We start from the raw sequence: 26,026 nt of genomic DNA, 5'->3' as shown, positions 1-26,026 counted from the left end.
ACCTGCGCCCTTCCGTCACGAGTTCTTCATCAAACTGTCACAGAGGAAATGGGCAGGATTACGGCCCCAACAAGAATTTGCGCCGATATTTTCGCAATTTCGCTCGTTCAGCCTGTCGCGGTCAAACTCGCGCCGGGTCGCTTGGTTTCACCCGCAGCAGCGATTGCGTCGCCAGGCCGAGCAGGATCGCGACGACGAAGGCGTTGACCAGCACCGCGATCGACACGCCGATCACCTCCAGCGACGGGCTTAACCAGAAGCTGACGCCGAACAGCGTGACGATGCCGACGGCGCGCGCGATGAACGTCGCGCCGATCCGGTTGGCGGCGAGCAGCAACGGTTCGAACCCGACGGTGACGAGGTCGATACATCCCGCGGCGGCGAGCCACAGCAGGATCGGATAGGCGCGGCCGAACGCCTTGCCGCCCATCAGCGTCAGCACCGGATGGCCGAGCAGCACGACGAGCAGGAACGCGACCGCACCGACGATGGTCGCCATCAGGAACGAGCGCAGGATCATCCGCCGCACCCGCGCGAGTCCCCCCGCGGCGACCGCGCGCACGATCTCGGGGAAAGCGGCGCGGGCGAGCAATTGCGACACTTTGGTCAGCGCCTGCGCCAGTTGCAGCGCCAGCCGGAACGCGCCGGCCGAGGCGGTGCCGACGGTGCCGCCGACCAGCAGCAGCGGGATCTGCTTGCTCGACAGGCCGAGCGACGAACTGGCGTTGGTGGCGAGCGAGAAGCGGATGATCCCCGGATGATCGACGACCACGTCGCGCACGCCGATGCCGCGCGCGAACAGCAGTTTCAGGTCGCCGGTCCGCGCCAGCGCCGCCCAATAGGCCGCCGCGGTCAACACCTCCGCCAGCCCCCAGGCGACGAGGAAGCCGCTGACGCTCGGCACGAACACCGCCGCGACGACTGCGCCGAGCAGCCGCATCACCGGCGTCACGCTGTCCGCCGCCGCAGCGAACGAGAACCTGTCGCGCAGCCGCAGGATGCCGAGCGGAGTCGAGCGGATCGAGAGCAATTGCGCGATCGTGAACAGCATCGTCGCTCGCATATGCACCGGCCGCACGCCGAGCGGCTCGCCCCAGGTGCGGATGATGATCGCGGCGAGGATCACCCCGATCACCGCGCTCGCCATGTCGAGCAGCCCGCACGCCTTGAACAGGCGTGCCAGCCGCGTCTCGCCGCCGGGAGCGAGATGTTCGGTGCCGTATCGGACGATGATCTGCCACGTCTGGAAGCCGACGACGGTGGCGAGCGCCTGGCTCGCGCCGGTGATCAGCGCGAACCGGCCGAACCCCGATACGCCCAGCGTCCGCGTGACGATCGCCAGATAGACGAGGCTGAGCACCGCCAGCACGCCGCGGCTCGCCAGCATCCAGCCGAGATTGCGCGCGATCGCGCGCATCGGCCCGCCGGGGAACATCCCCGCCTCGATCCCCGCCTCGACGCCGGCGTCGGGCAATTCCGGGGTCACGCCAGCCAGCTGACGATCCTCCGCCCGCGCGCCTTCGCCGCCATCGCCTGCCCCAGCCGGACGAGGTGGACGACCAGCGACAGCATCGTCCACACCGCCACCGCGACGATCCCCCAATCGGGCCGCCCGATCAGCAGCCCGGCGAACAGGATCACCATATTCGGGTTGCGCCGCGCGGTGACGAGCCGGAAGCGGCTGTCGAACCGCTCCCAGACGTGGATGTGCATCCCGAACCTGGCGATGAACGCGCCCTCGATCAGCCGCTGCGCGACATAGCCGAACAGCATCGCCGCGATCACCGCGACGAACGTGTCATGGTCGAGCGGCCGGCCATAGGCCGCGCACCCCGTCGCCCACGCCCACCACCAGAACGGCGGATGGACGAGGTCGACGCCATGATCCCAGGCATTGCCCAAGGCCGACGACGTGATCGTACACCGCGCCAGCTTCCCGTCGACGGTGTCGAGCACCATGAAGACGAGGCCGATCGCCAGCCCGCTCCAGAACCAGCCATACCAGAAGGCGATTGTCGCGACGATGCACAGCACCGATCCGATCGCGGTCACCTGATTGGGCGAGATCCCCGCCCGCGCGCACAGTCGCGTCAGCCACAGCGCCCATTCGGGCCAGAGATATTTGGTGAGGAGATCGGTGACGCCCTTGTACGCGCCGGTATAGCTTGCCCGCTCGATTGCGGGGACGCTCGCCGGGGTCAGCCGATCGGCGAACGGCCGCTCGCGCTTGCGCAGCGCCTCGTTGAAGATGCCGTTCTCATCCTCCGCCTCGATCACCGCGAGCCCGTCGAGCGCCACCGGCCGGTCGGCCAGCATCGCGGCCTTCACCCGCTCGGCGTCCCCGGCGGCGACATGCCCCAGTACCGGCACGCCCGCGCGGGTCAGCACCGTCCCCGGCCGGCCCAGCAGATGCGGCAGCCACGACGGATCGAACGCAAAGGCGAGATTGGCGAGCAGCACGTCGTCGCCGACCGCCTCGCCGAAGCGCAGCTTGCGCGCGACGGCCATCCGCCGCAGCCGCTCGGCGTTGGTCATGCCCCAGATCGGCGTGGGATTGTCGCCGACCGGGACGACGGTCGGCAGGGTCGAAGGATTGGCAACCATCCCCGCCGGATAGCGCCACCCGCACGATCCGGATAGCCGTTGGTGGTCGCAGCCGCATGTGGGGGCTGCCGGTGTGGCATTTCGGTTCGCGCGAAGCCGCAACCGCCCAGTGCTCCGCGCACGCAGGAGCACTGAAAATTCGCTGAGGTCTCGGATCAGTCCCGGTTTACGCGGCTTCGCGCGAACTACCCCCGCAACACCGCCAGCACCGCCGCCGCCGCCCGCGCAGGCGCGACCCCGCTGACATCCCCCAGCGACTCCGCCGCGAACCACCGCTGTGCTTCGACGAACCGCGGATGAATCGCGACGGCCCGCTCCAGCGCCGGCAGCAGCACGTCGAGGTCGGTCACCACCTCCCCCGCCCGCCACATATCGTAGCTCGCATCCCCCGCCCATGCGACGCCGCGCGGATCGAGGAACACGCACGGCCGCGGCCGCATCAGGAATTCGACCACCTGGCTGGAGGTATCGCCCAGATAGACGTCCGCCGCCGCGGTATAGCTGCCGTCGACCATCGCGAAGCTGTCGAGATCGACGTGCACGTCCCCCCGCCCCGCCAGCCCGGCCGCGAATCCGCGCAGCCCGGGCGCCTTCTCGGTCAGCCGCTGATGCGGCGCGAAAATGAGATTGTAGCGCCCGGACGCGACGATCCGCCGCACCGCCGCCTCGCCCCAGTCCCACCACGACGAGCGATGCCGCTGCCAGTGCGGCGCATACAACAGCAGCGGCCGCGCCTCCGCGAACTGTAGCGCGGCCCGGCTGCGCTGCCGGAACCCCGCCTTGATATATCCCGTCACCGCGACCGCGGCGGGATCGACCCCATGCGCCGCCAGCGCCGCCCGCTCGCGATCCGCCGCGACGATCGTCAGCGTCGCCGCCTTCCGGCGCCGGTCGTCGCGATTCATCATCGACCCCGCGCCGTGCAGGATGTTCACGTAGCGGCCGCGCGTCGGCAGCAAGGCGGGGATCCACAGGCTGGTCTGCTCGGCGGACACCACCACCCGCGTCCCCCACAGCAACGGCGCGAGCCGCGCGAGCAGCGGCAGCTTGGCGGGCAGCGGCGGATTGCGCCCCGCCGCCCACGCGCCGAGATCGCGATAGCCCGGCGCCCGCCGCACCCGCACCCCCGGCCGCGCGCCCAGCCAGCCGCGCACCAACCCCTCGTGCATCGAGGTCGCCACCCATATGTCGACGCGCAGTCCGGGCGCCTGCTCCACCAGCGCCTCCAGCACCGGATACAGATGCGGGATCAGCAACGTCTCGCCGAGGAACAGGAACGCGACGTCGGTCCTCATCCGTGCCGGCCGGTCCAGGCGGCGATATCCTCGGGCTGGTCGATCTCCTGCCACGCCCCCTCGCCCGCGACGATCGCGCGCACCGGCGCATAGCCCGCCAATTCGGCGATCACCGCATGATGGAAGGCATGGAGCCCGTCGGGGCGCGCGATCACCCGCTCCAGCGCCTCCGCATAGGAGTCGCCGCCCTGCGATACGATCACGCCGAGCGAGCGATGCGTCGCGACGTCGAGCGGCAGATCCTTGGCGACCGCGCAGACCTGCCGGTTGGCGACGGTGACGAGCATGTCGTCGGTCACCGCCGCGCGCAGCGGCTCGACCAGCAGGCCGACGCCGTCGCCCGGCGCATCGATCGCCGCGGCGACCAGCTCGGCCGCGAACACCGTGTCGCCGTTCATCAGCACGAAGGGATCGCCGAGCAGGTCGCGCGCCATCCACACGCTGCCGATACTGCTCGCCACCGACCAGAAGGGGTTGAACAGCAGCCGCACCGGCAGCGGCGGCGCGGCCCGCGACAGATGCGCGCCGATCTGCCGATAGCGATAGCCGCCGACGATCACCGCCTGCGCGACCCCCGCCGCGTGCAGCGCCGCCAGCTGATGGTCGAGGATGCTGCGCCCGCCGACCTCGACGAGGCATTTGGGGATTTCGCGCGTCAGCGGCAGCAACCGCGAGCCGATGCCCGCGCTGAGGATCACAGCTTGCATCGGCGAGCCTGTAGCGCGGCTGGCAAGCCAGGCCAAATCAGCGCACTAGGCCCGGCGGTTCCCGCCCGGCGAAATGCGCGTCGAGATTGGCGACGACCATCGCCGCCATCGCCCCGCGCGCCTCCACCGTCGCCGAGCCCTGGTGCGGGGAAAGCACGACCGCGTCGCGGATCAGCGCGGCGGGTACCGTGGGTTCGTCGGCGAACACGTCGAGCCCCGCCCCGGTGATCCCGCCCGTATCGAGCGCCGCGATCAACGCCGCCTCATCCACCAGCGACCCACGCGCGACATTGACCAGCACCCCCTGCGGCCCCAGCGCCGCCAGCACCCCGGCGTCGACCGCGCCGTCGGTTTCCGGCCCGGCGGCGGCGGCGAGGAACAGCACGTCGCTCGCCGCCGCCAGCGCGCGCAGGTCGGGCACGAACCGCCACGCCACGTCCTTCTCGCTACGTGCAGTATACAGCAGCTCGGATGCGAACGGCGCCGCCCGCGCCGCGATCGCCCGCCCGATCGCGCCCAGCCCGAACACCCCGATCCGCCGCCCCGACGCGCGCCGCGCGAGCGGCACGTCCCAGCCGCCGCCGCGCACCGCAGAATCGTTGCTCGCGATCCGCCGCTCGACCGCCAGCCACAGCCCGATCGCGAGATCGGCGACATCCTCGGTCAGCGTCCCCGCGGTGATCGCGAGCGCAACACCGCGTGCGTCGAGCGCATCCTTGTCGATCCCGTCATGCCCGACGCCATGCACCGCGACGAACTCGAGCATCGGCAGCCGCGCGAGCATAGCGGCATCGAGCCGCATCGCCCCACCGCCGACCAATGCGCGTATGCGGTCGAGCGGCGCGGCGTCGAGCCCGACATGAACGGTGAACCGCCCGGCCAGCGAGGGGGCCAGCGTGTCGGGCAACGGCGAAAGCGCGAGGATGTCGATCAGGGGAGGCTCAACGCATCCGACGTCGATCCGTCCCCTCCGTTCGTCATCCCGGCGAACGCCGGGATGACGAACGGGAAGCCCCCCTCACACGCTGACCACGCTCTCCCGCCGCCCGTCCGTCCCGAAAATCCGCAGATAGCGCGCGATCTCCGCCGGCTCGCCGGTCGCCTTGGCGGGATTGTCGGACAGCTTCACCGCCGGCCGCCCGTTCGCGCGCGTAACCTTCGCCACCAGCGAGATCGGTTCCAGCCCCGCCGCGCCATCTGGGTCGCAGCCGCGGAAGTCGTTGGTCAGGTTCGTCCCCCAGCCGAAGCTCATCCGCACCCGGCCATGGAAATGCCGGTAGACGCGCTCGATCGAATCGACGTCCATCCCGTCGGAGAAGATCAGCAGTTTCTCGGCAGGGTCCTGGCCGTGCGCCTGCCACCAGGCGATGATCTGCTCGCCCGCCTCGACCGGCGGCGCGCTGTCCGGGCGAAAGCCGGTCCAGCCCGCCACCCAGTCGGGAGCATCGCGCAGGAACGCCGCCGTCCCGAACGCGTCGGGCAGTACGACGCGCAGGTTGCCGTCGTAATGCGCCTGCCATTCCTCCAGCACGCGATACGGCGCGCTCGCCACCCCGGCATCGTCGTCGGCGAGCGCGGCGAGCACCATCGGCAGCTCGTGCGCATTTGTGCCGATCGCCTCCAGATCGTTGTCCATCGCCAGCAGCACGTTGGACGAGCCGATGAAGCGGCTGCCCAGCCCCTCCTTCAGCGCCTCGACGCACCAGCGCTGCCACAGGAAGCCATGCCGCCGCCGCGTCCCGAAATCGGAGATCACCAGATCGGGCAGCGCGCGCAGCCGCTCCACCTTGTCCCACAATTTCGCCTTTGCCCGCGCATAGAGCACGTCGAGCGCGAACCGCCCCTTGTCGCGCAACGCCGCGCGCGCGCGCAGCTCGTTGACGATCGCCAGCGCCGGAATTTCCCACATCGTCGTATGCGTCCACGGCCCGTCGAAGGTCAGCTCGAACTGGCCGTCGACGCGGTGCAGCTCGTAGGGCGGCAACTGGAATTCGCTCAGCCACTGGATGAAGTCGGGCGCGAACATCCGCTGCTTGCCGTAGAAGCTGTTGCCCGCCAGCCAGATCAGCTCCTTCTTGGCGAAGCGCACGCTGCGCGCATGATCGAGCTGCGCGCGCAACTCCCCCTCGTCGATCACGTCGGCGAGTCGCACCGACGCGGTCCGGTTGATCAGGCGGAAGGTGGCGTCGACGTCGCCGTGCAAATGGCGGATCATCTGCAACATCAGCAATTTGTAGAAATCGGTATCGAGCAGGCTGCGCACGATCGGGTCGAGCCGCCAATTGTGATCCCAGGTGCGCGTCGCGATGTCGGTAACGGCCATGCCGCCCCGCTAGCCCGGATGCCGCGACGCGCCAAGGCTTCCCAAGGGCAGGCACGCCGCCTACGCTTGTCTGACAACAAGGGGAGAGTGGATGGCCAAGGGTGAACGGCGCGAGCCCGCACATACGGTAATCGCACGCGATCTCGGCATCGCCATCGTCACCGGCCAGCACCCGCCCGGCAGCGTCATCCCCGGCGAGATCGACATCGCCAGCCAGCGCGGCGTCTCGCGCAGCGTCGTGCGCGAATCGCTGCGCATGCTGTCGGCCAAGGGGCTGGTCGAGAGCCGGCCCAAATCGGGCACGCGGGTGCGCGAGCGCGCGCTCTGGAACCTGCTCGACCCCGACGTGCTCGCCTGGATGTTCGAGGGCGAACCGCCCGCCACCTTCGTGCGCAGCCTGTTCCAGTTGCGCATGATCGTCGAGCCCTCCGCCGCGGAGATGGCGGCGACCTTCCGCACCGCCGACCAGCTCGCCCGCATGGACGCGGCGCTGACCCGGATGGCGACGCACGGCCTCGACACGCCGGAGGGTCAGGCCGCCGACCAGACCTTCCACAATGCGATCCTGGAGGCGACGGAGAACGAATTGCTCGTCAGCCTGTCGGGCAGCATCGGTTCGGCGGTCCGCTGGACGACGATCTTCAAGTTCCGCGACCGCCGCCGCCCGCGCGATTCGATGCCGCAACACCGCCGCCTCTTCGACGCCATCGCCGCCCGCGACCCCGCCGCCGCCCGCGACGCGACGATCGTCCTCCTCCAACAGGCCCACGAAGACACCGAACGCCTGCTGCGCGCGTGAGGGGGATTGCGCCCATCGTCATCCCGGCGAATGCCGGGATGACGGATGTTGGGCGGAAATAACGTAAAAACTCGTCATCCCGGCGGACGCCGGGATGAAAGAAGGGGGGACGAGTCACCCCAGCCCCCACCCGCATCAATGGTTGTCGCGCGGCAGCCCCATCGTCTGCGCGATCCGCTGGTATTTCTCGGCGCCTTCCAGGATCGCGCCGGTGTTCATCTGGCCGACGACCGCACGCTGGATCTCCTGCCACGGCGTCTGCGATGCCGGATAGGCATAGCCCCCCGCCGCCTCGAGCGCGCGGCGGCGCTCCATCAGTTCGGCGTCGGAGATCAGCACGTTCGCCGTTCCGGTGTTGAGGTCCACCCGCACCCGGTCGCCGGTCTTGAGCAGCGCCAGACCGCCCATCGCCGCCGCCTCGGGCGAGGCGTTGAGGATCGACGGCGAACCGCTCGTCCCCGATTGGCGGCCGTCGCCGATGCAGGGGAGAGCATGCACGCCCTCGGTGATGAGATACGCGGGCGGCCGCATATTGACGACCTCCGCCGCGCCGGGATAGCCGATCGGGCCCGCGCCGCGCATGAACAGCAGCGTCTCGGGCGTGATCCCGGTCGCCGGATCGTCGATCCGGTGATGATAATCCTCCGGCCCGTCGAACACCACCGCCGGCCCCTCGAACGCGTTGAGGTCGCCGGGGTTGGACAGATAACGCTGACGGAATTCGGGCGAGATCACGCTGGTCTTCATCACCGCCGCGTCGAACAGATTGCCCGACAGCACGATGAAGCCCGCATCCTCGACCAGGGGCTGGTCGAAGGGACGGATCACCTTCTCGTCCTCGATGGCGACGCCGCGGCAATTCTCGCCCATCGTCTTGCCGTTGACGGTCAGCGCGTCCTCATGGATCAGGCCCTGGCCGATCAGCTGGTTGACCACCGCGGGCACGCCGCCGGCGCGGTAATAATCCTCGCCGAGATATTCGCCCGCCGGCTGCAGATTGACCAGCAGCGGCACCTTGTGCCCCTCCGTCTCCCAATCCTTGATCGGCAGGTCGACGCCGATGTGGCGCGCGATCGCGGCGAGGTGGATCGGCGCGTTGGTCGAGCCGCCGATCGCCGAATTGACGCGGATCGCATTGTGGAACGCCTGTTTGGTCAGGATGTCCGACGGCTTGAGGTCGTCGCGCACCATCTCGACGATGCGCTTGCCGGTGAGGTACGACACCTCCTGCCGGTCGCGATACGGCGCGGGGATCGCCGCCGAGCCGGGCAGCGACATGCCGAGCGCCTCGCACAGCGAGTTCATCGTCGTCGCGGTGCCCATCGTGTTGCAATAGCCGGTCGACGGCGCCGACGAGGCGACGAGGCGGATGAATTCGGCATCGTCGATCTCGCCCGCGGCGAGCAACTGGCGCGCCTTCCACACGATCGTGCCCGAACCGGTCCGCTCGCCCTTGTGCCAGCCGTTGAGCATCGGCCCAACCGACAGAGCGATCGCCGGGATGTTGACCGTCGCCGCCGCCATCAGGCACGCCGGCGTCGTCTTGTCGCAGCCGATCGTCAGCACGACGCCGTCGAGCGGATAGCCGTACAGCGTCTCGACGAGGCCGAGATAGGCGAGGTTGCGGTCGAGCCCCGCGGTCGGCCGCTTGCCCGTCTCCTGGATCGGATGGACCGGGAATTCGAGCACGATCCCGCCCATCTCGCGCACGCCCTCGCGCACCCGCTCGGCGAGCACCAGGTGATGGCGGTTGCAGGGCGACAAGTCGCTGCCGGTCTGCGCGATGCCGATGATCGGCTTGCCCGATTGCAGCTCCTCAAGGCTCAGCCCGAAGTTGAGATAGCGCTCCAGATAGAGCGCGGTCATGTCGATATTCGCCGGATTGTTGAACCAGGCGCGGCTGCGCAATTGCGTCATCTTATTTGGCCACCGAGAGTTTGTAGATCATGACGTGACGATACGGCTTGCCGGGATCGACCCGGGCCGAGGCGAAATTGGGGTGGTTGGGCGCGTCCGGGAATTTCTGCGGTTCCAGCGCGACGCCGTCGCCCATGCGATAGACGTGGCGGCTCTTGCCGATGTAGCTGCCGTCGAGGAAATTGCCGGTGTACATCTGCACGCCCGGCTCGGTGCTCGACACTTCGAGCACGCGGCCCGAGGCGGGGTCTTCCAGCCGCGCGGCGAGGCCCGGCGTCGCGGTCACGCCCTTGTCGAGCGCGAAATTGTGGTCGTAGCCGTGCCCCATCACGATCTGCGGATCGCGGCCGTCGCGCACGCCGTCGGCGAGGATGCGGCCGTTGCGGAAGTCGAACACCGTGCCCGCGACCGGGCGTAGCTCGCCGGTCGGCACCAGATTGGCGTCGACGGGCGTGATCGCCTTGGCCGGGATCGTCAGCCGGTGGCCGAGCGCGCCCATCGGCGATCCCTCGCCGGCGAGGTTGAAGATCGCGTGGTTGGTCATGTTGACCACCGTCGGCTTGTCGGTCTTCGCACCGAAGGCGATCGTCAGCGCGCCGTCGTCGCTCAGCGTGTAGGTGATCGTCACGTCGAGCTTGCCGGGATAGCCCTGGTCGCCATCCGGGCTGGTCAGCGCCATCGTCACCGACCCGTCCTTGATCGTGACGATCCGCCACGGCTGCTTGTCGAAGCCGACCTTGCCGCCGTGCAGCGAATTGACCTTGTCGTTGAGCGGCAATTGATAGCTCTTGCCGTCCAGCGTGAACTTGCCGCCGCCGATGCGGTTGGCGAAGCGGCCGACGGTCACGCCGAAGTAATTGGGATGTTCGGCATAATCCTTGGCGTCGTCATAGCCGAGCAGCACGTCGGCGACCTTGCCGTCGCGGTCGGGGCCGGAGAAGGCCTGCAACGTCGCGCCATAGGTGAGCACCCGCGCCGAGACGCCGTTCGCCGCCGACAGCGTCACCGCCTCGACCGCGGTGCCGTCGGCGAGCGTGCCTGCCGAGTCGCGCCGCGCGGTCGCGGCGTCCGCCTGCGCGGCGACCATCGCCATGAACCCGATGCCTGCGATGATGAGTGCCTTTCGAAGCTTCATTGCCCCCTCCTTGGATGCATCCCCGGCATTGACCCGGCGTGTCTGCGCTATATAGTCTGACAAATACCCGGCGCGCAAGGCAGCCGAGCAGCGCGACAGGCGGAGAGGACGAGATTATGGCAGGACCGATTGGGGTAACGACGAACGGCGCGGCACCCGCCGCTTCAGGCGGGGGCGGATCGTACCGTAAAGCGTTGAGCCTGTTGGCAAGCCTCTTCTTCATGTGGGGCTTCATCACCGTCATCAACGGCGTGCTGCTGCCGCATCTGCGCTCGGTGTTCGAGCTGGATTACACGCAGACGACGCTGATCGAATCGGTCTGGTTCATCGCCTATTTCTTCGCCTCGATCCCCTCGGCCAAGCTGATCGAGCGGGTCGGCTATCAGCGTGCGATCGTCATCGGCCTGCTCATCATGGCCGCCGGCGCGCTCGGCATGACGCTCGCCGCCAGCCTGCCCTCTTACGGCGTGACGCTCGTCATGCTGTTCGTCATCGCCAGCGGCATCACGCTGCTGCAGGTTGCGGCGAATCCGTACGTCACCGTCATCGGACCGCCCGAGACGGGTTCGTCGCGTCTCAATCTGGTACAGGCGTTCAACTCGCTCGGCACCACGCTGGCGCCGCTGTTCGCGGGCTATCTGATCCTCGGCCGCAGCCGCAGCGGCACCGCCGAGGCGGGCGCGACGATCAGCCAGGCGCAGCGTTATGCCGACGCGCAGTCGGTCATCCTGCCCTACGTCCTCGTCGCGATCGTGCTGGTCGTGCTCGCGGTGGTCATCGCGCGCTTCCCGCTGCCCGCTCTGGGTGGCGCGACGCAGCGTGCCGCCAAGGCCGATCGCCACCAGCATTCGCTGTGGAAGCATCGCAACCTGACGCTCGGCATCCCGACGATGATCGCCTATCTGCTCGCGGAAATCGGCGTCGCCAACCTGTTCGTCAATTTCGTCTCGCAGCCGCAGATCGCCGCGACGACGCACGAACAAGCGTCGCGCTATCTGTCGCTGCTGTGGGGCGGGATGATGATCGGCCGCTTCGCCGGCAGCTTCATCATGCAGAAGATCGCGCCGGAGCGCGTGCTCAGCGTCTTCGCCTTCGGCGCGCTGATCGTCGTCGCCATCGCCACCTTCACCACCGGACCGGTGGCGATGTGGTCGCTGATCGCGGTCGGGCTGTTCCATTCGATCATGTTCCCGACGATCTTCACGCTGGCGATCCGCGGCCTCGGCCCGCTCACCGAGGAAGGCTCGGGGCTGATGATCATGGCGATCGCCGGCGGCGCGCTCGTCGTGGTGCAGGGCTGGCTGGCCGATCATTACGGCCTGCAGAATTCGTTCTTCCTGACCATGGCGTGCGAGATCATCGTGCTCGCTTATGCTCTGTGGGGATCGAAGCCGACGGCCGACCTCGGCGACCAGACCGTAAGCTGAGGACGTCCTACCCGTGACCAGCGGAACACCGCCCCGCGACGGCGCGATCATCGCCGTCGATTGGGGGACGACCAACCGCCGCGCCTATCGGATCGAGGCGGACGGCAGCATCGGCGACCGGATCCGCGACGATCGCGGCGTGCTGGCGATGGCGGCGACGGATTATCCCCCCGCGCTCGCCGCGCTGCGCGACCGGCTCGGCGACCTGCCGGTGATCGCCGCGGGGATGATCGGCTCGACCCGCGGCTGGTATGAGGCGCCGTACGTCCCCGCCCCCGCCGACCTGCACGCGCTGGCGATGGCGGCGCTGCGCATCGACGAGGCCGGGCTGACCATCGTCCCCGGCGTCTCGCTGCTCACCGACACCCGCGCCGACGTGATGCGCGGCGAGGAATTGCAGGTGCTCGGCGCGATCGCCGCCGGCCTCGCCCCCGCCGACGCCCTGTTCTGCCAGCCCGGCACGCACAACAAGTGGATCGCCACCGAAGCGGCGCGGATCGTCGACGTCGCCACGGTGATGACCGGCGAATTGTTCGCGCTGCTCAAGGGCCACGGCATCCTCGCCGGCATGCTCGACGGTCCGGTCGCCGACGGTGCCGCCTTCCGCGACGGCATCGCCCGCGGCGCCGGCGCGACGGACCTCGGCACCGCCCTGTTCGAGGTGCGCGCGAGCGTCCTGCTCGGCCGCCGCGCCCCCGACGACGCCGCGGCCTATGCCAGCGGCGTGCTGATCGGATCGGACGTCGGCGCGCGCGCGCTCGACGGCCGCACCGTGCATCTGCTCGCCGAGGGTGCGCTCGCCGACCTCTACAAAGTCGCGATCGAGGCGCGCGGCGGCGTCACCGTCGCGGTCGACGCCACCGCCGCCTTCCTCGGCGGCGTCCACCACCTGCGCGGGCACTTAGGGCTGTGACCGCGCGCCCGTCGCATAACCCCCGTCACCCCGGTCTTGAGCCGGGGTCCCGCTACCTCATGACGGTGGAAGAAGCGGGACCCCGGCTCGAGGCCGGGGTGACGAACGATGGCGAACGTCGTTCACCCCTCATCCGCCCATTTCCGGAGCAACCCAGATGACCGATCCCGCCACCCGGTTCGCCGAGGCCTTCGCCGCCTGCCCGCTCGTCGCGATCCTGCGCGGCCTCACCCCCGCCGAGGCCGAGGGCGTCGGCGACGCGTTGGTCGACGCCGGCTTCACCCTGCTCGAAGTCCCGCTCAACTCGCCCGATCCGCTGACCAGCATCGCCGCCATGGCGAAGCGCTACGCCGGCCGCGCGATGGTCGGCGCCGGCACCGTCCTCACCCCCGAGGCGGTCGCGCAGGTCGCCGACGCCGGCGGCGAGCTGATCATCTCGCCCAACACCAACACCGACGTCATCCGCGCCTCGGTCGCGCGCGGCCTCGTCTCGCTGCCCGGCTATTACAGCCCGAGCGAGGGCTTCGCCGCACTCGCCGCCGGCGCGCATGCGCTCAAGCTCTTCCCCGCCGACGGCGCCAGCCCCGCCTTCCTCAAGGCACAGCGCGCCGTGCTGCCCAAGACCACCCGCGTCCTCGCGGTCGGCGGCATCTCGCCCGACAATATGGCGCAATGGCGCGCCGCCGGTGCCGATGGCTTCGGCCTCGGCTCCAACCTCTACCGCGCCGGTAAGTCCGTCGCCGACGTCGCGCGCGATGCCGCGGCGTTCGTCACCGCCGCCAAGGATCTCGCATGACCGCCTCCCGCCTTCTCCAGCAACGCCTGCCCGACGGCACCCGCCGCGTCCTCCTCGCCGAGGAGACCGCCAACGTCCTCACCGGCGTCGCCACCACGCGTGAGCTCGCGACGCAGGCGATCGCCGAGCGCGTGTCGCTGCTCGACGCCGCCCGCGCCCGCCGCTCCGACGAGACGGTCGACCTCGCCGGGGCGCTCGCCGCCGGCACGTTGCTGCCCGCGATCGACCATCCCGATACGGCACGGCTGATGCTCGCCGGCACCGGCCTCACCCATCTCGGCTCGGCCGCCGGCCGCGACGCGATGCACAAGGCCGCCGCCGCCGGCACGCAGACCGATTCGATGCGCCTGTTCCTCGAAGGGATGGAGGGCGGCCGCCCCGCCCCCGGCGCGGTCGGCGCGCAGCCCGAATGGTTCTACAAGGGCGATGGCCAGTCACTCGTCGCCCCCGAGGCACCCTTGGTGTCGCCGTCGTTCGCGCAGGACGGCGGCGAGGAGCCCGAACTCGCCGGCATCTATCTGATCGGCGACGACGGCACCCCCTTCCGCCTCGGCATCGCGCTCGCCAACGAATTCAGCGACCACGTCACCGAGCGGCACAATTATCTTTGGCTCGCGCATTCCAAGCTGCGTGCCGCATCGCTCGGCGCCGAATTGCTGCTCGGCGAGCCCCCCGCGGACATCCAGGGCACCAGCCGCATCGAGCGCGACGGCGCGACTTTGTGGGAAAAGCCGTTCCTCACCGGCGAGGCGAACATGTCGCACACGCTCGCCAATCTCGAACACCATCACTTCAAATATGCCTCGTTCCGCCGCCCGGGCGACATCCACGTCCATTTCTTCGGCACCGCGACCTTGTCGTGCGCCGACGGCGTGCAGACGCAGGCCGGCGACGTCTTCTCGATCCAGGCGGCGCCGTTCACGCTGCCGCTCCGCAACCCCCTCGCGCTTGCCGATGCGGCGCCCGTTCAGGTGACCGCGCTGTGAGCCAGAAGATCCGTCTCGCCCTCGTCGGCATGGGCAAGATCGCCCACGATCAGCACGTCCCCGCGATCGCCGGCAATGCCGACATCACCCTCGCCGCCACCGTCAGCCGTCATGGCGAAGGCGTCGCCGACGTGCCGCATTTCAGGGACATCGACGAACTGATCGCCAGCGGGCTCGGCATCGACGCGGTGGCGCTCTGCACCCCGCCGCAGGTGCGCCGCGCCATCGCCGCGCGGGCGATCGCGCAGGGGTGGCACGTCTTCCTCGAAAAGCCGCCCGGCGCGACGCTCGCCGAAGTCGCGCAGCTCCGCGCCGCCGCGGACGCGGCCGGGATCAGCCTCTTCGCCAGCTGGCATTCGCGCTACGCCCCCGGCGTCGAGCCGGCGCGCGCCTTCCTCGCCGATGCGACGATCACCAAGGTGACGGTGACCTGGCGCGAGGATATCCGCGTCTGGCATCCCGGACAGGCGTGGATCCTCGAAGCCGGCGGCTTCGGCGTGTTCGATCCGGGCATCAACGCGCTGTCGATCGTCACCCGCATCCTGCCGCGGCCGTTCTTCATCGAGGAGGCCGAGCTCGACTTTCCGGCGAATTGCGACGCGCCGATCGCCGCGCGCATCCGCTTCTCGGACGATGCCGGCCTGCCGATCGAGGCCGATTTCGACTTCCGCCAGGAAGGCCCGCAAAGCTGGGACATCGCCGTCGAGACCGACCGCGGCACGCTGACGCTGCACGACGGCGGCGCCCGCCTCGTCCTCCCCGACGGCAGCGAGGCCGAGCAGCAGGCGGCGCTGCACGGCGAATATGCCGGCCTCTACCACCGCTTCGCCGAGATCGTGCGCGCGGCGACCAGCGACGTCGACATCGCCCCCCTGCGCCACGTCGCCGACGCCTTCCTCCGCGGCCGCCGGATCACCGTCGAACCGTTCGTGGAATAACGGTCGCGAAGAAGGGGTTTCGCGCAGAGACGCAGAGACGCAAAGAAGAAGGACGGGCCGCGTCAGCGGTCCATTTACCGTCCCGCCGTTGGTACAGAGGGCGCTTCGCGCCGGGTCCAACACCTCCGCGCCTCCGCGCCTCTGCGCGAACAACCCTTCTTCCTTCCCTTCGCGCCTTCGCGCCTTCGCGTGAAAAATTCGACGCCGGCGTCCCGGACCGGAGCCATCGACCGATACGTACTCGGCATCGCAAAAGAAGATTATCACGCGAAGGCGCGAAGGCGCGAAGGCGCAAAGAGAAGAAGGGTTCACGCGGAGGCGCGGAGGCGCGGAGATGAACCGCACGGCGCAAAGCCCCGCCCGACAACACCGGTAGAAAAGCGGCGACGCTAACCCAACCCGTCCGTGCCGAGCCATCAAAGCACGGTGAGACTCGAGCCCTCTTCTTCTCCGCGCCTCCGCGTGAATCGCCTTCTCTGCGCCTCTGCGCGAACTCGCCTGTCCTACACCCCGCGCATTTGCTACCAAGGCAAACGACGAACACCGCTCTTTCTCATCAGTGCAGAAACGGAAACGATCAGGAGGGGATCGTTTCCATTCAGGTGTCCAACTTGTCCATGTTGCCGCATTTCAGCCGCAATTGGCCGCCGCGTCGCCGATCGCCGTATAGACCGCATCCAGATCGGCATCGTCGATGCAATAAGGCGGCATCACATAGACGGTATTCCCCAACGGCCGCAGCAGCAGGTCGCATTCGCGGAAGAACGCCAGCAATCGCGGCCCGAGCGCGGACAGATAATCCGCCCCGTCCGCGCCCAGATCGACCGCCGCGATCGTCCCCAGCACCCGCGGATTGCGCACCCCGCGCAAACCGCCGAGCCGCACCGCCTGTCGCGCCGCCAGATCGGCGACCCGCGCCAGCACCGGCTCGTCTTCCCAGATCGCGATATTCGCCGCCGCCGCCGCGCAGGCGATCGGATTGGCGGTGTAGCTGGACGAGTGGAAGAACATCCGCGCGCGATCGTCGCTGTAATGCGCCTGATAGATCGGCTCGGTCGCCATCGTTACCGCCAGCGGCACCGCACCGCCGGTCAGCCCCTTGGAAAGACACAGGATGTCCGGCACGACCTCGGCCTGTTCGCACGCCAGCAGCGTGCCGGTCCGCCCCCAGCCGGTCATCACCTCGTCGGCGATGAACAGCACGCCATGACGCGCGCAGATCGCCCGCATCTCGGCTAGCACCCACGCCGGATAGGTCAGCATCCCGCCGGCCCCGACGATCAGCGGCTCGACGATCAGCGCCGCCGGCGCGTCGCGGCACGCCGCCTCCAGCGCATCGAGCGTCGCCTGCTCCGCCCCCGCCGCGGGAAAGGGGATCGTCGCCACGTCGAACAGCAACGGCGCATAGGCCCGGTTGAACGCCCCCCGCGCGCCCACCGACATCGTCCCGATGGTGTCGCCGTGATAGCCGTGTTCGAGCACGAGGATGCGATGCCGCGGCTCGCCCCGGTTGAGCCAATAGCCCAGCGCCATCTTCAGCGCGACCTCGACCGCGGTCGACCCCGAATCGGAGAAGAACACCCGCGTCAGCGCCGCCGGCATCAGCCGCAGCAACCCCGCCGCCACCGCCTCGGCGGGTTCGTGGCTCCACCCGGCGAAGATGATCTGGTCGAGCCGGTCCGCCTGCGCCGCGATCGCCGCCATGATCCGCGGGTTGCGATGGCCGTGCGTCGTCACCCACCAGCTCGAGATCGCATCGACGATCCGCCGCCCGTCCCTGGTGAACAGCGCGGCGCCCTCGCTGCGCACGACGGTGGGGATCGGCTCGCCGAGACCATGCTGGGTGAAGGGGTGCCAGATCGGCGAACTCATACGAAATCCTCCGTCCTGAATCCCTTGGCGAACGCCTGCGCCAGCGTGTCCGCATCGAGCGGCGCGATCCGTCCCAGCCGTCCGAGCCGCCGCACCCCGCCGACCCGCGCGATCGTCGCCTCGCTGTCCTCCTGCGCATCGCCGACGAAGGCGACGCCGAGGATCGGCACGCCGCGGCTGCGCAACGCCTCGATGCTGAGCAGGCTGTGGTTGATCGTCCCCAGCGCGGTCCGCGCCACCAGCACCACCGGCGCCCCCCAGCGCGCGAACACGTCGGCGTAGAGCAGATCGTCGGCCAGCGGCACCAGCACGCCGCCCGCACCCTCGACCACCAGCGGCCCGTCGACCAGCGGCAGCGCCAGCCGTTCGGGATCGATCGTCACCCCGTCGATCGCCGCGGCGCGATGCGGCGAACACGGCGTCGCCAGCCGATACGCCTCGGGCAGCACCCGGGTCACGCCGAGCCGCCGCGCCGTATCGCCGTCGCCGCCCTCGTCCAGCCCGGCCTGCACCGGCTTCCAATAGGTCGCGCCGAGCGCCGCCGCGAGCCCCGCGGCGAACACCGTCTTGCCGATCTCGGTATCGGTCCCCGTCACCACGATCGTCGTCATCGCAGCACCTCCCCCAGCCCGGCGATCGCCGCTTCGTCGACGTTGAGCGTGACCGACACGCGCAGCCGCGCGGTACCCGCCGGCACCGTCGGCGGACGGATCGCCCGCACGTCGTAACCCGCCGCCCGGCACCGTTCGGCAAGCGCCACCGCCGCGCCGTCCGCGCCGACGATCACCGGCACGATCTGCGATCCCGTCGCCCGCCCCAGCGCCGCCTCCGCCGCCGCGATCAGGTCCCAGAGCCGCGCCTGCCGCTCCGGCTCGTCGGCGAGGATGCGCAGGGCTTCGCGCACCGCCACCGCCATCAGCGGCGACGGCGCGGTCGAAAAGATGAACCCGCGCGCGCGGTTGACCAGCATGTCGCGCAGCACGTGGGGCACGCACAGCAAACCGCCCTCCGCCCCCAGCGCCTTGCCGCAGGTGTGCAGGGTGACGACGTTCGGCCGGTCGTGAAGCCCCGCCGCGAGCCCCCGCCCGCCCTCGCCGAACACGCCCGTCGCATGCGCCTCGTCGATCAGCAGCATCGCCTCGTGCCGCTCGGCCAGCGCGACCAGCGCGGCGAGCGGCGCCCGGTCGCCGTCCATCCCGTAGAGACTTTCCACCGCGATCCACGGTGTTCCCTTGCCGCCGCCGGCGCGCCAGTCGCGGATCGCATCCTCGAACGCCGCGATGTCGTTATGCGCCGCCGCCACCCGCGGCGCCCGCCCCAGCCGCATCCCGTCATGCGCGCTCGCATGGATCAGCGCATCGTACACGACCAGATCGCCCGGCTGCGGCAGCGTCGCCAACGCCGCGACATTGGCGGCATAGCCGTTGGCGAAGAACAACGCCGCCTCGCTGCCGAAATACGCCGCCGCCTCCGCCTCCAGCGCTTCATGTTCGGGATCGTTGCCGCGCAGCAGCCGCGATCCCCCCGAACCGATGCCGACCCCGCGGTCGAGCGCCGCCGCCACCGCGCCGCGCAGCCGCACCGACGCGCCGAGGCCCAGATAATCGTTCGAGGTGAAATCGGCGCCGCTGCGCGGCACCAGCCGTCTCAGCCGGTCCGCGCCCGCCAGCCGGGCAAGATCGTCGCGATAGAATTGCAGCATCGCCGCCTCTTAGCGAAACCGTGCGCGCATGCCATCATCCAGCGCTGGCCATCCCCCCGCCGCATCCGATACGGCGGCACGATCGATGCGCGACGACCGAAGGACCATGCGACGATGTTGAGGCGATTCCTTGCCGCCCTCCTGCTGCTGGCGGTGCCGGCTGCCGCCGGTGCCGCACAGCGCGGGCCGACGCCGGTCGTCCTGCCGCGCACGATCCTGTTCATCGGCAACAGCTTCACCCAGGGCGCGCATTCGGCGGTGCGCAACTGGCACGCCGGCACCGTTACCGACCTCACCGGCGCGGGCTATGGCGGCGTGCCGGCCTTGTTCAAGGAATTCACCGAGGAGGCCGGACTGCGCTACGCGGTCAGCCTTGAAACGCAGGGCGGCCAGAGCCTCGCCTTCCACTACGATCAGCGCCGCCATCTGTTCGACCGGGCCTGGGACGTCGTCGTGCTCCAGGAATTCAGCACGCTCGACCGCGACCGCCCCGGCGACCCCACCCGCTATATCCGCAGCGTCGGCCAATTGGCCGCCCTGTTCCGCGCGCGCAACCCGGCGGTCCGCGTCGACCTGATGGCGACGTGGAGCCGCGCCGACCAGACCTATCTGCCGAACGGCCGCTGGTACGGCCGCGGCATCGCCGCGATGGCCGACGACCTGCGCATCGCCGCCGAACGCGCGCGGCGCGCGCATCCGACGATCACCGGTGTCATCCCGGTCGGCCAGGCGTGGACGCGCGCCTTCGCGGCGGGCGTCGCCGATCCCAATCCCTATGACGGCACCGCCTACGGCCAGGCCAATTTCTGGTCCTACGACCAATATCACGCCAGCACCGCGGGCTATTATCTGGAGGCCCTGATGGTGTTCGGCCGCATCACCGGCGTCGACCCGCGCACCCTAGGCCGCAACGAGCGCGCCGCCGACGAACTCGGCCTGTCCCCCGATCTTGCCGCCTCGCTGCAACTCATCGCCCGCGAGCAATTGGCCGCGGGCTGATCCTCCACCGCCAGTCGCCCGACGGATGGCCTACCAGGCCGCGAAGCGCGCCTTCGGCACCGCCGGTCCGGCCCGCGGCGGTCCCAGCCGACCGTCACGCCCCACCGGCAGCACCGCCATCGCCGGGCTGCGCTCGTTGGCGACCAGCATCTCGCCCGCCTCCGGCCGCAACAGGAAGAACCGCGGCCAGTCGCCGCCGCACGGCGCCTGCTCGATCAACCGCGGCCGCAGCGGATCGTCGAGCGCGAACACCGCGATCGTGTTCGGCCCGCGATTGGAGGCATAGAGCCGCCGCCCCTGCGGATCGATCGCGATATGGCCGACATAGCCCTTGCTCCCCGCCGGCAGCGTCGGCTGCACGTCGAGCGCGGTCAGCCCACCGTCCGCCTCGATCCGCAGCGTCGTCAGCGTGCTGACCAATTCGCTGACGACGTACGCGAGGCGCTTGGTCGGATGCCAGGCGAGATGGCGCGGCCCCGATCCCGCCGGCGCCTGCCAAGCGATCCGCGTCTCGACCGCGCGCCCCTGTTCGATCCGATGCGCGAATACCGCGTCGGCGCCGAGATCGACCACGTAGAGCCAGCGCCCATCCGCGCCGAACCCCACCCAATGCGGATGCGGCCCCGCCTGCCGCGACGCGTTCGGTCCGGAACCGCGATGGCGGATCAGCGTCGGGGCGCCCGGCACATTGCCGCGCAGGCGATGGAGCGACACGGTCCCGCCGCTGTAATCGGCCACCGCCGCCACCGTTCGATCGGGTGCGATCGCCAGATGCACCGGCTCGCCGCCACCCGTCGCCGCCTCGCCGCGTGCTCGCCAGCCGCGATCGAAGCCGATCAGCCGCCCGCCGCCCTTGCGCGTGAAGACCGCGAGCCGTCCTCCCGCGCCGTCGGGCACGACCCATTCGAGACCGTCGCCGATTTCCAGCGGCCGTACGCCCCCGCCCGCGACAAGTGCGAACGCCCCGCCGTCGGAGGATGCCGCGACGCCCTCGCCCGCCGCGCGCGTCGCTGCGGCGGGTACGGCGATGCCGACGCCGATCCCGGCGATCAGCGCACGCCGGTCGAGCGCGAACCCGTCATCGCCCAGCGGATCAGACCCGCATCGGCATCAGCACGTAGAGCGCCGGTGCCTTGTCGTTCTCGCGGATCAGCGTCGGCGCCGCGGCATCGTTGAGATGCACCTCGACGACGTCGCCGTCGATCTGGCCGAGGATGTCGAGCAGATAGCGGCTGTTGAAGCCGATCTCGAACGGCAGCGAGACGTATTCGCCCGGCACTTCCTCCGCGGCGGTGCCGTTTTCGGGGCTGGTCACCGACAGCGTGATCTTGTCGCGATCGAGCGCCATCTTCACCGCGCGCGTCTTTTCGGTGGCGATCGTCGAGACGCGGTCGACACCCTCCTCGAAGCTGCGCGGATCGAGTTTCAGGATCTTGTCGTTCGCGGTCGGGATGACGCGCGAATAATCGGGGAAGGTGCCGTCGATCAGCTTCGAGGTCAGCACCGCCTGCCCCAGGTCGAAGCGGATCTTGGTCCCCGACAGCGACACGCCGACCGAACCGTCGACCTCGTCGAGCAATTTGCGCAGTTCGGCGACGCATTTGCGCGGCACGATCACGTCGGGCATCCCCGCCGCGCCCTCGGGCCGCGGCAGCGTCACGCGCGCCAGCCGGTGGCCGTCGGTCGCCGCCGCCTTGAGCGTCGGTTCGGCGGCATCGTCCTGGACGTGGAGGAAGATGCCGTTGAGATAATAGCGCGTCTCTTCGGTCGAGATCGCGAAACGCGTCTTGTCGATGATCTGCTTGAGCGTCTCCGCCGGGATCTCGAACTGCGTCGGCAGCTCGCCCTCGGCGATCACCGGAAAGTCGTCGCGCGGCAGCGTGCCGAGGCTGAACCGCGCACGGCCCGCGACGATCGACATCCGCCCTTCCGATGCGGCAAGCTGCACCTGGCTGCCGTCGGGCAGCTTGCGCGCGATGTCGAACAAGGTGTGCGCCGACACCGTCGTCGATCCCGGCTGGTCGACCGCCGCCGCCACCGATTCGTTGATCTGCAAATCGAGGTCGGTCGCCATCAGCCGCAACTGCCCCTCGGCGGTCGCTTCGAGCAGCACGTTCGACAGGATGGGGATGGTGTTGCGCCGTTCCACCACGGACTGGACATGGCTCAGCCCCTTGAGGAGCGTTGCGCGTTCGATGGTCGCCTTCATGATCTTAATCCCCGTCCCCCGAGTCCGGGGCAAGTTTCCCCTGTCCTACCCATGAAAAAGGGGTTGGAGCAAGCGCGAGCACCCCTCGGGCGATTCCGGTTAACGGTGGGTTAGCGGCGCGGGGGCGGCGCCGCGGCGAAAGCCGTTGCTTTTGCCGCACCGCGATCCGACACGGACGGCATGACGCAGCCCCCCGCCCCCTCCGCCCGCCAGGGCCGCGACTTCATCGCGCGCCACGGCGAAACCGTGTTCAACGCGGCGCGGCGGTTGCAGGGCGACCATCCGCATACCCCGCTGACCCGCGCCGGCTTCGCGCAGGCCGAGGAGATGGGGCGGGCGCTGCGCGCGCGGCTCGGCGCGAAGCCGGCGCTGACGCTCTGGGCGTCGCCGACCGGCCGCGCGTTGCAGACGCTGAGCGTCGTCGCCGAACATCTCGAACTCGACTGGCACGCGGCGCATACCGACGCGCGGCTGGTCGAGATCGGCATGGGCGCCTGGGGCGGGCGCTATTATGCCGAGGTAATCGGCGAGGTGGGCGCGGTGGTGACCCCCGACGGGCTGCTCCGCCCCGCCCCGGACGGCGAGGATTACCGCCAGATCGCCACGCGCGTCTCGGGCTGGCTGGCGGACACCGACGCGCCCGGCGACCGGCTGGTCATCATGCACGGCATCTCCAGCCGGGTGTTGCGCGGCGTGATGACCGGCGCAGCCGCGCACCCCGAATGGGGGGCGCCGATCGCCGCCGGCCTGCCGCAGGGATCGTTGGTCTGCATCGAAGGCGCGCGCGAATTGATCGCGCACCTCGGCAGCGGGCACGCGCCGGCGTGAAGGCGCTGCTCCTCGCGCTGCTGATCGCCGCGCCGGCTGGCGCGCGCGACACGATCGGCGTCTACCGAAGCTGGGGGGCGTTCCGCGATACGGTGCCGGCGCGCTGCTATGCGATCGCACGCCCGGTCACCGCCGGCGGCCGCAGCACCGGCTGGGCGAGCGTCGCGACCTGGCCGGGTCGCGGCCTGCGCGCCTCGCTCCACGTCCGCCTGTCGCGCCCGCGCGACCGTTCGGCACCGGTGACGCTGACCGTCGGCGAGCGCCGCTTCGACCTCGCCGCCAACGGCCTCGACGCCTGGGCGACCGACGGCCCGAGCGACCATGCGATCGTCACCGCGATCCGCTCCGGCCGCAGCATGAGCGTCGAGGCGGTCGCCACCGGCGGGCGACCGTTCGCCGATGTCTACCTGCTCGCCGGCGCCGCGACCGCGATCGATGCGGCGGCGCTGGGGTGCGTCCGCTAGCCGGTCCGCCGCCCGTTGCCGAAGGCATGGCAAATCGCGCCATTTTCGCCTATATGCCGGCGATGCTCGACAGCGTTGCTCCCCCCATGCCCATTCCGGGCCATATCGATCCCGTGCCGGTGCCGCGCGCCAAGACGTTCCGCGAGGACGGGCGGATCGACCTGATCGGCCTCGGCAAGGACGCGTTGCGCCAGACGCTGCTCGACGCCGGCATGGAGCTGCGGCAGGCGAAGCTGCGTGCCAAGCAGATCTGGCATTGGCTCTACAATCGCGGCGCCACCGAATTTTCGGCGATGACCGATATCTCCAAGACGATGCATCCCTGGCTCGAGCAGCGCTTCGTCATCGGCCGGCCCGAGGTGGTCGAGGCGCAGGTGTCGACCGACGGCACGCGCAAATGGCTGCTGCGCTCGCCCGACGGGCAGGATTACGAGGCGGTGTTCATCCCCGACGCGGATCGCGGCACGCTCTGCGTGTCGAGCCAGGTCGGCTGCACGCTCAACTGCCGCTTCTGCCACACCGGCACGATGCGCCTCGTCCGCAACCTCACCGCGGGCGAGATCGTCGGCCAGGTGATGCTCGCGCGCGACGCGCTCGGCGAATGGCCGAGCCAGCCCGAGGGCCGCATGCTCACCAACATCGTGATGATGGGCATGGGCGAGCCGCTCTACAATTTCGACGCGGTGCGCGACGCGCTGAAGCTGGTGATGGACGGCGACGGCCTGGCGCTGTCGAAGCGCCGCATCACGCTGTCCACCAGCGGCGTCGTGCCGATGATGGCGCGCGCCGGCGAGGAGATCGGCGTCAACCTCGCGGTATCGCTGCATGCGGTGACCAAGGAGGTGCGCGACGAACTCGTGCCGCTCAACAAGAAATACGGTATCGAGGAGCTGTTGCAGGCCTGCGCCGATTATCCCGGCGCGAACAACGCGCGCCGCATCACGTTCGAATATGTGATGCTCAAGGACAAGAACGATTCGGATGCCGAGGCGCATGAACTCGTTCGGTTGCTGCGCAAATACGACCTGCCCGCCAAGGTGAACCTGATTCCGTTCAACCCCTGGCCGGGCGCCGCCTACGACACGTCGACGCCCGAGCGCGTGCGCCGGTTCAGCGAAATCATCTTCGAAGGCGGCATCTCGGCGCCGGTCCGCACCCCGCGCGGCCGCGACATCGACGCCGCCTGCGGCCAGCTCAAAACCGCCGCCGAGAAGAAGAGCCGCGCGCAGATGGATCGCGAGGCGGAAGAGAAGATGGCCGCGCTTGGCTGATCCGCTCACGCTCGCCCTCGCGGCGGGCGCGGGTCTGCTCGGCGGCGCGATGAACGCGCTCGCCGGCGGCGGCTCGTTCGCGACGATGCCGACGCTGATCGCGCTCGGCCTGCCCTCCACCGTCGCCAATGCGACCAGCAACGTCGCGGTCCAGCCCGGTGCGGTCGCCAGCGCCTGGGCCTATCGCGGCGGGCTCGCCCCGCTCGGCGGGGTCGGGGTGCGGACGCTCTCGGCGATCACCTTCACCGGCGGGCTAGCCGGCAGCCTGTTGCTCGTCTGGACGCCGGCGCGTGCGTTCGACGTCATCGTGCCGTGGCTGCTGCTCGCCGCGACGATCGCGATCGCGCTCGGCCGCCACGCCTCCGACTGGCTGAGCGCGCGTTTCACCGCCGGGCCGCGCAGCCTCGTCGCGGGACAGGCGCTGCTCGGCGTCTACGGCGGCTATTTCGGTGGCGGCGTCGGCATGATGCTGACCGCGATGTGGGGGCTGCTGACCGGCGCCAGCCCCGCCGAACTCGCTGCACCGCGGACGCTGATGCTCGCGGTCGCCAATACCGCGGCGACGATCGTCTTCGTCGCCAGCGGCATGGTCGCCTGGGCCTTGTGCCTGCCGATGATGGTCGGCTCGATCGCCGGCGGCTATCTCGGCGCGCTGGTCGGGCGCAGCCTGCCACCCGGTGTGATCCGCGGCTGGACGCTGCTGGTCACGACGGTGACCACCGCGGTGTTCTTCTGGCGCGCCTACGGCTGAGGCGGCGCACGACGCGGCCTCCGGTACTCCTGAACGAGCCAAGCCTTTTTCGAACGTCGACCCGTGACATACCGGACCGTACCCCGGCGG

The 26,026-nt window shown here is 69.9% G+C and carries 24 protein-coding genes; 11 read left to right on the top strand and 13 right to left on the bottom strand.

Annotated elements, in window-relative coordinates; genetic code table 11:
• Positions 1-121: 121 nt before the first annotated feature.
• The 6 genes from SFC76_RS06475 to pncB form a co-directional block, all read right to left on the bottom strand.
• On the bottom strand, positions 122-1,486 hold the full coding sequence (locus SFC76_RS06475; RefSeq protein WP_322848673.1) for a lipopolysaccharide biosynthesis protein: 1,365 nt from the start codon (positions 1,484-1,486) through the stop codon (positions 122-124).
• Entirely contained in the window at positions 1,483-2,604 is a 1,122-nt protein-coding gene (locus SFC76_RS06470; protein ID WP_322848672.1) for a CDP-alcohol phosphatidyltransferase family protein, read from the bottom strand. The genes SFC76_RS06475 and SFC76_RS06470 overlap by 4 nt, the downstream gene beginning before the upstream one ends.
• A gap of 185 nt (positions 2,605-2,789) precedes the next feature.
• Positions 2,790-3,899 carry a hypothetical protein gene (locus SFC76_RS06465; protein WP_322848671.1) on the bottom strand — a complete coding sequence of 370 codons (1,110 nt, stop codon included), beginning with the start codon at positions 3,897-3,899 and terminating at the stop codon, positions 2,790-2,792.
• Positions 3,896-4,606: an NTP transferase domain-containing protein gene (locus SFC76_RS06460; RefSeq protein ID WP_322848670.1), complete on the bottom strand. Its 711-nt coding sequence runs from the start codon at positions 4,604-4,606 to the stop codon at positions 3,896-3,898. The genes SFC76_RS06465 and SFC76_RS06460 overlap by 4 nt, the downstream gene beginning before the upstream one ends.
• A gap of 37 nt (positions 4,607-4,643) precedes the next feature.
• A complete protein-coding gene (locus SFC76_RS06455; protein WP_322848669.1) occupies positions 4,644-5,513 on the bottom strand; it encodes an NAD(P)-dependent oxidoreductase in 870 nt (289 codons plus the stop codon).
• Positions 5,514-5,624: 111 nt separating this feature from the next.
• A complete protein-coding gene (pncB, locus tag SFC76_RS06450; RefSeq protein WP_322848668.1) occupies positions 5,625-6,929 on the bottom strand; it encodes a nicotinate phosphoribosyltransferase in 1,305 nt (434 codons plus the stop codon).
• A 91-nt stretch (positions 6,930-7,020) separates the two neighbouring features.
• On the opposite strand from pncB, the gene SFC76_RS06445 reads away from it, so the two are divergent.
• Positions 7,021-7,728, top strand: a complete 708-nt coding sequence (locus tag SFC76_RS06445; protein ID WP_322848667.1) for a FadR/GntR family transcriptional regulator — start codon at positions 7,021-7,023, stop codon at positions 7,726-7,728.
• A gap of 135 nt (positions 7,729-7,863) precedes the next feature.
• On the opposite strand, the gene SFC76_RS06440 is transcribed toward SFC76_RS06445, so the two are convergent.
• Together SFC76_RS06440 and SFC76_RS06435 are read right to left on the bottom strand one after the other, a co-directional pair.
• Entirely contained in the window at positions 7,864-9,645 is a 1,782-nt protein-coding gene (locus SFC76_RS06440) for an IlvD/Edd family dehydratase (protein ID WP_322848666.1), read from the bottom strand.
• 1 nt (position 9,646) lies between these two features.
• Complete coding sequence (locus tag SFC76_RS06435; RefSeq protein ID WP_322849080.1) at positions 9,647-10,738, bottom strand: aldose epimerase family protein; 1,092 nt, start codon at positions 10,736-10,738, stop codon at positions 9,647-9,649.
• 158 nt (positions 10,739-10,896) lie between these two features.
• Between SFC76_RS06435 and SFC76_RS06430 the strand changes: the two genes are divergently transcribed.
• From SFC76_RS06430 to SFC76_RS06410, 5 genes are all read left to right on the top strand, one after another.
• A complete protein-coding gene (locus SFC76_RS06430) occupies positions 10,897-12,207 on the top strand; it encodes a sugar MFS transporter (RefSeq protein ID WP_322848665.1) in 1,311 nt (436 codons plus the stop codon).
• A gap of 13 nt (positions 12,208-12,220) precedes the next feature.
• Positions 12,221-13,120, top strand: a complete 900-nt coding sequence (locus SFC76_RS06425) for a 2-dehydro-3-deoxygalactonokinase (protein ID WP_322848664.1) — start codon at positions 12,221-12,223, stop codon at positions 13,118-13,120.
• A gap of 157 nt (positions 13,121-13,277) precedes the next feature.
• Positions 13,278-13,916 carry a 2-dehydro-3-deoxy-6-phosphogalactonate aldolase gene (locus SFC76_RS06420; protein WP_322848663.1) on the top strand — a complete coding sequence of 213 codons (639 nt, stop codon included), beginning with the start codon at positions 13,278-13,280 and terminating at the stop codon, positions 13,914-13,916.
• Entirely contained in the window at positions 13,913-14,902 is a 990-nt protein-coding gene (araD1, locus tag SFC76_RS06415) for an AraD1 family protein (protein ID WP_322848662.1), read from the top strand. The genes SFC76_RS06420 and araD1 overlap by 4 nt, the downstream gene beginning before the upstream one ends.
• Positions 14,899-15,840, top strand: coding sequence for a Gfo/Idh/MocA family protein (locus tag SFC76_RS06410; protein ID WP_322848661.1), 942 nt, complete (start codon positions 14,899-14,901; stop codon positions 15,838-15,840). Before araD1 ends, SFC76_RS06410 begins: the two co-directional genes overlap by 4 nt.
• Positions 15,841-16,470: 630 nt before the next feature.
• Here SFC76_RS06410 and SFC76_RS06405 read toward each other — a convergent pair.
• The 3 genes from SFC76_RS06405 to SFC76_RS06395 are packed head-to-tail and all read right to left on the bottom strand — an operon-like array spanning position 16,471 to position 19,414.
• On the bottom strand, positions 16,471-17,712 hold the full coding sequence (locus tag SFC76_RS06405; RefSeq protein ID WP_322848660.1) for an adenosylmethionine--8-amino-7-oxononanoate transaminase: 1,242 nt from the start codon (positions 17,710-17,712) through the stop codon (positions 16,471-16,473).
• On the bottom strand, positions 17,709-18,323 hold the full coding sequence (gene bioD / locus SFC76_RS06400; RefSeq protein WP_322848659.1) for a dethiobiotin synthase: 615 nt from the start codon (positions 18,321-18,323) through the stop codon (positions 17,709-17,711). The genes SFC76_RS06405 and bioD overlap by 4 nt, the downstream gene beginning before the upstream one ends.
• Complete coding sequence (locus tag SFC76_RS06395; RefSeq protein ID WP_322848658.1) at positions 18,320-19,414, bottom strand: 8-amino-7-oxononanoate synthase; 1,095 nt, start codon at positions 19,412-19,414, stop codon at positions 18,320-18,322. The genes bioD and SFC76_RS06395 overlap by 4 nt, the downstream gene beginning before the upstream one ends.
• Positions 19,415-19,528: 114 nt before the next feature.
• Between SFC76_RS06395 and SFC76_RS06390 the strand changes: the two genes are divergently transcribed.
• Positions 19,529-20,413 carry an SGNH/GDSL hydrolase family protein gene (locus SFC76_RS06390; RefSeq protein ID WP_322848657.1) on the top strand — a complete coding sequence of 295 codons (885 nt, stop codon included), beginning with the start codon at positions 19,529-19,531 and terminating at the stop codon, positions 20,411-20,413.
• A gap of 30 nt (positions 20,414-20,443) precedes the next feature.
• Here the strand turns inward: SFC76_RS06390 and SFC76_RS06385 are convergent, their stop codons facing one another.
• Together SFC76_RS06385 and dnaN are read right to left on the bottom strand one after the other, a co-directional pair.
• Entirely contained in the window at positions 20,444-21,310 is an 867-nt protein-coding gene (locus SFC76_RS06385) for a lactonase family protein (protein ID WP_322848656.1), read from the bottom strand.
• A gap of 196 nt (positions 21,311-21,506) precedes the next feature.
• Complete coding sequence (gene dnaN, locus SFC76_RS06380) at positions 21,507-22,622, bottom strand: DNA polymerase III subunit beta (RefSeq protein ID WP_137897391.1); 1,116 nt, start codon at positions 22,620-22,622, stop codon at positions 21,507-21,509.
• 180 nt (positions 22,623-22,802) lie between these two features.
• Here dnaN and SFC76_RS06375 point away from each other — a divergent pair, with 180 nt between their 5' ends.
• The 4 genes from SFC76_RS06375 to SFC76_RS06360 are packed head-to-tail and all read left to right on the top strand — an operon-like array spanning position 22,803 to position 25,936.
• Positions 22,803-23,450 carry a histidine phosphatase family protein gene (locus SFC76_RS06375; RefSeq protein ID WP_322848655.1) on the top strand — a complete coding sequence of 216 codons (648 nt, stop codon included), beginning with the start codon at positions 22,803-22,805 and terminating at the stop codon, positions 23,448-23,450.
• Positions 23,447-23,914, top strand: coding sequence for a hypothetical protein (locus SFC76_RS06370; RefSeq protein WP_137897389.1), 468 nt, complete (start codon positions 23,447-23,449; stop codon positions 23,912-23,914). Before SFC76_RS06375 ends, SFC76_RS06370 begins: the two co-directional genes overlap by 4 nt.
• Before the next feature lie 26 nt (positions 23,915-23,940).
• On the top strand, positions 23,941-25,185 hold the full coding sequence (rlmN, locus tag SFC76_RS06365) for a 23S rRNA (adenine(2503)-C(2))-methyltransferase RlmN (protein ID WP_322848654.1): 1,245 nt from the start codon (positions 23,941-23,943) through the stop codon (positions 25,183-25,185).
• Positions 25,178-25,936 carry a sulfite exporter TauE/SafE family protein gene (locus SFC76_RS06360; RefSeq protein ID WP_322848653.1) on the top strand — a complete coding sequence of 253 codons (759 nt, stop codon included), beginning with the start codon at positions 25,178-25,180 and terminating at the stop codon, positions 25,934-25,936. Before rlmN ends, SFC76_RS06360 begins: the two co-directional genes overlap by 8 nt.
• The last annotated feature ends 90 nt before the right edge of the window (positions 25,937-26,026 follow it).

Origin of the sequence: Sphingomonas sp. CD22 (genome assembly GCF_034556155.1) — a bacterium.
GTDB lineage: Bacteria > Pseudomonadota > Alphaproteobacteria > Sphingomonadales > Sphingomonadaceae > Sphingomonas.
This window is presented reverse-complemented; position numbering and strand designations above follow the sequence as displayed.